Source organism: Acinetobacter sp. 1294596, assembly GCF_000582925.1.
In the GTDB taxonomy this organism is placed as follows: domain Bacteria; phylum Pseudomonadota; class Gammaproteobacteria; order Pseudomonadales; family Moraxellaceae; genus Acinetobacter; species Acinetobacter radioresistens.
In genome coordinates this window covers 1-4243 of the sequence record NZ_JFCC01000079.1, presented here as the reverse complement: position 1 = coordinate 4243, position 4243 = coordinate 1, and the positions used below count along the sequence as shown (strand labels likewise).

The 4243-nt window shown below is 37.1% G+C and carries 2 protein-coding genes and 1 pseudogene; 1 reads left to right on the top strand and 2 read right to left on the bottom strand.

What is annotated here, in order from left to right:
* Positions 1-271: 271 nt before the first annotated feature.
* Positions 272-1613: pseudogene (locus tag J502_RS15625) on the top strand (amidohydrolase).
* Positions 1614-1690: 77 nt separating this feature from the next.
* On the opposite strand, the gene J502_RS15620 reads toward J502_RS15625, so the two are convergent.
* Both J502_RS15620 and J502_RS15615 read right to left on the bottom strand, forming a co-directional pair.
* The gene (locus J502_RS15620) at positions 1691-2719 is read right to left on the bottom strand and encodes an AraC family transcriptional regulator (RefSeq protein WP_005406884.1); all 1029 of its coding nucleotides are present in this window, start codon (positions 2717-2719) and stop codon (positions 1691-1693) included.
* Positions 2720-2833: 114 nt separating this feature from the next.
* The gene (locus J502_RS15615; protein WP_005406855.1) at positions 2834-4039 is read right to left on the bottom strand and encodes an alkane 1-monooxygenase; all 1206 of its coding nucleotides are present in this window, start codon (positions 4037-4039) and stop codon (positions 2834-2836) included.
* Positions 4040-4243: the final 204 nt, after the last annotated feature.

The following is a 4243-nucleotide window of genomic DNA, read 5'->3' as shown; positions in this document are numbered from 1 at the left end:
AACTACTATTTTATTTTCCTATAAAAATTTTTAATTAATAGTTTAATTGTATTTATAATAATTTTTTTATTAAAAAACAACTTGTATTTTTTGGTTAATTTTATGCATCTTGGAACCTTGTGATTATATTTTTATATATAGAAGGTGTTAAAAGTGGTTAAGAACAAAATATAATTTATTATAAAAAAACCGTAAGATATTTTTTATTAATTTACTTTAATTTTAAATATTGAAAAATGAACAATTTTAACGATTAAAATAGGAATATTTCATATATTTAAAAAAGAGTTTTATAATTATAAATCTTATATTAGGTATACAACATTTAGCCTATGCAGACTGGATTAACCAAGCCGCTATGAAAGTTGAACCTCATACTATCCAGTTAAGACACTATATTCATGCAAATCCCGAGTTGGGAAATTTAAAATTTAAAACCTCTGAACTGGTACAAAAAGAACTTAATGCCTATGGTGCTGAGGTTAAAAAAGGCTTCGCAAACAGATGTTATAGGTGTACTGAAAGGAGGAAGACCCGGACCGGTCATTGCACTACGTGCCGACATGGACGTTTTACCTATGCAAAAAAAGGCTCCGGTTTCTTTTGCCAGTCAGGTCACAGGGTTATATGAGGGTAAAATAACGCCAGTTGCCCACGCATGTGGCCATGATGCTCATACTGCTATGTTATTGGGTGCTGCGCAAGTTTTGGCTGAACATAGGGAAAAAGTTGCAGGTACAGTTGTATTTGTTTTCCAGCCTACCGAAGAAGGGAGAGCAGATATTGATAATTTTAGTCAGGACGAACAGGTGGGTTCAAGAAAAATGATCGCAGATGGTGCATTGAGTAATTCAAAGCCAGAAGTGATTTTTGGATTGCATGTTATGGCAGGGATGCCAAGTGGCCACTTATATTATAAAGATGGTGCTGTCTTAAATAGTGCTGATGGTGTCCGGATTACTTTAGACGGCCAACAGGTTCATGGTTCCATGCCATGGAAAGGAAGAGACTCGACTGTTGCTGCGGCAGACATTATTCAGAACATGCAAACACTGGTATCGCGTCGTACTGATCTTGGCAAGGGCATGGACGTTATAAGTATAGATCAGATTCAGGGAGGAACCAGTGGCAATATTATACCGGAACAGGTATCGATGACCGGAACTATCCGCTCCAATCATGAATACATTCGCCAGAATATTTTAAAGAGCTTGCCTAAAATGATTGATCGTACTGCAAAGGCCAATGATGTTCAGGCCAAGATAGAAATTTCTGCTTATGCTCCTATGACACTTAATGATAAAACTTTAACTCACCTTATGGCTCCCAGCTTAAAGTCAGTTGCAGGGGAGAATAAAGTTCATGTGCTGGAACAAAATGAAAGTGCCAGTGAGGACTTCGCGTATTGTGGCCAGATTATGCCAGCTTTATTTGTATTTCTAGGGGCTACCCCAACCGATCAGGACATGCACAAGGCAGCCCCTAACCATAGTCCCTACTTTATCGTAGATGATAAAACCTTAAAAACAGGAATAGTTTCACATATACGTTGTTTGATAGATTATCCAAAAATTGCCGGTCAGGTTCAGGCTGCCTGGAGAGCGAAAAAATAATAGAAATTCATATAGAAATCAGAAAATAGAGATACTGATCCCTATTTTTGGCTACTTTTTTGGATGATAGAGATTTTTTATTGAAATTGCTGTCGATAAGCTTCTGGTGTAAGACCCACTAAAGCCTTAAAGGCACGGGAAAAATTAGAAGAAGATGAATAGTCGAGTTCATAGGCAATTTGGGTAATGCTGGCAGATGAATGACTCAGTCTCTCTTGTGCTTTTAATATAATGACTTGTTTTTTTATTCCATTGAAATCAGCATTTTTTTTATGTAACTGTCGTTGTAAGGTTTTGGTTGAAACATGCAGTAATTCTGCACATTCGGTAAGAGTTGGCATTTGATAAGTATTTAAGAGAATCATTTTGATCCATTCAGGGAAATCCTGACTTTGGGTGATCTCCTTCATTTGCTCCTGACATTTAAACTCTACTGCTTTTAAGGTCATTTCATCTGCTAATGGCAGTTTATAAGCTAATAGCTCCTGACCAAGAGTAATTTTTAAACCAGGGCGGTTAAGGGCATTAAAATGAAACCTGAACTGCTTTAACTGGTTAATTTGTTTAAGATGAGGTGGTTCAGGCAGAGATAAAAAAATAGAAAAGGATAAGAAAGGTGAATCGATCAAGTCATTAAGATTATTATGCAGGGCGATAGCAATCGCTTCAATGTGAAAATTCAACACAGATTGATCCATGTCCAGTTCAGGCTCAATCAGCCATTCGGCCTGCTGATTTTTATTGAAATAAATTGATGCTTTAAAACTTGGCATAATCAGACTGAAGTATCTGGTCACCAGCTTAAGAGCATGTTCAACTGTCTTGGAGGTTAAAATTGCATAACCTACCAAGCTATGTGAACTTAAGTGTAACGAGCGGCCAAGTTCAAAGGCCAGATCAGTATTTACCGGGAACCTTAAACAGTACTGAATTATTTTTTCTACTTGAGAAATAGATACTTTCAAGTCCGGTTGAGCCAGATACTGTTCTATATCGATATGCAGTTCGTCCAGAAATACCTGTATAGGAATATTTCTGGCTATGAGCAGTTCGACCAGTTTCAAATAGTAACGTACAGGTATAAGTGGAACATTCTTATTAATCATTTTAAAACAGCTCTGGTCTCCATACCGATAAAAACTTAAGCAATTCTCTCTATTATTTTCTAAAACTATAAAGAGAACTGGCAGTAGCTTTGTTTTCTATATTATTTAATCAGTTTAAGATCGTTCAGTTCTAGTTTTAAACAAATGCACATACTTACCTAAAATCTTTTCTCGGGCTTTAGGATAAAAATTAATCTTATCTATATGACCATCATAGTGTTTAATCACACGTTCATCCATTAATTTAAACCACCATTTTGGAATTAGAGCGGGGAGAACCATACTGGCATAACCCGCGGGTAACTGTGGAACATTATCGTAATGGCGTAGGGACTGAAAACTACGGGTCGGATAGGCATGATGATCCGAATGGCGCTGTAGCTGATAGAGCAGTACGTTACTGAACCTGCTGTTATTGTTCCAGCTGTGTTCTGGCCGGGTACGGGCATACCGGCCATTACCTAAATCCTCACGTTTCAAGCCATAATGTTCCATGTAATTAACGACTTCAAATAACGTGATACCACAACATGACTGGATAAGCTGGGTTGGAATAATTCCTGCTCCAAACAGCTTTAGCATGAACATGTGATAGGCAGCAGTTATTGTCCATCCATGAAACAGCTCATTCTCTAAAGACCAAAATGTTTTCCCTTTACGGTCCAAGCGTCGTGTTTCAATTTCTATGGCTGATTTAAAGCTTCCAGTTACAGTTCTTGGCCAGAACTGCCAGAAACTTTCACCTAACTGCGAAGAAGCCGGATCTTCAGGGGTAGCTACACGACGGTGATGCCCATAAGGATGTTCAATACGGAAATGGTTATACCCTGTAGGGGCAAGACAAAGATGCGAAAGGTAATGTTCCAGCTTGCCTGACTTATGGCTCAGCTCATGTGCAGTATTAATTGCTACACCATTGACCAGACCAAGAATATGGCCAAAAAGAATACGCTCTTCCAGTGAAACTGCTTTTTGACTGACAAGATAATTACCATACAGATTGGCAATTATCTGTAAAGGAATAAATAATTTAACAACCCGTGCATAATAGGGATCATTCTCCAGATCAGTTACAGCTTCTTCAGGCGGATTTTCCGGGTCTTCTCCCATATATTTATCAATGGCTGGAATGATGATATGTAATGCCAGAGGACCCATATAAGTAAATAATTTCTTAGTAATTTTAGGGCCAAACTGATAACCCAAAAAGGTAGCATTGGCAATATTGGGTACAACCAGACCTAACAGCCAGAGTTTACGTTTTTTATCTGTGAATTTAACGGGTTCTGTGATCTTGTCTACTTGAGTAATTGCATTCATCATCTATTCCATGAGTTATTTTATTTATTGATAAACTCAAGTATGACTTTAAAAGGTTGTAAGCAAAATTCATTAGCGGACATTTATCATTCATTTTAAGACACTAAAAGAGTGGCTACTGACTTACCTTTATAAAAATAATAGTTTTTATGAGGTAATATCTGGTGATTAAAAATAATTAAGATCTTTCTTAAGAAAAATAGA

Excerpts from the sequence above, each read along its gene's own strand:
- J502_RS15620 (WP_005406884.1), bottom strand. The coding sequence starts at position 2,719 with ATGATTAATAAGAATGTTCCACTTATACCTGTACGTTACTATTTGAAA.
- J502_RS15615 (WP_005406855.1), bottom strand. The coding sequence starts at position 4,039 with ATGAATGCAATTACTCAAGTAGACAAGATCACAGAACCCGTTAAATTC.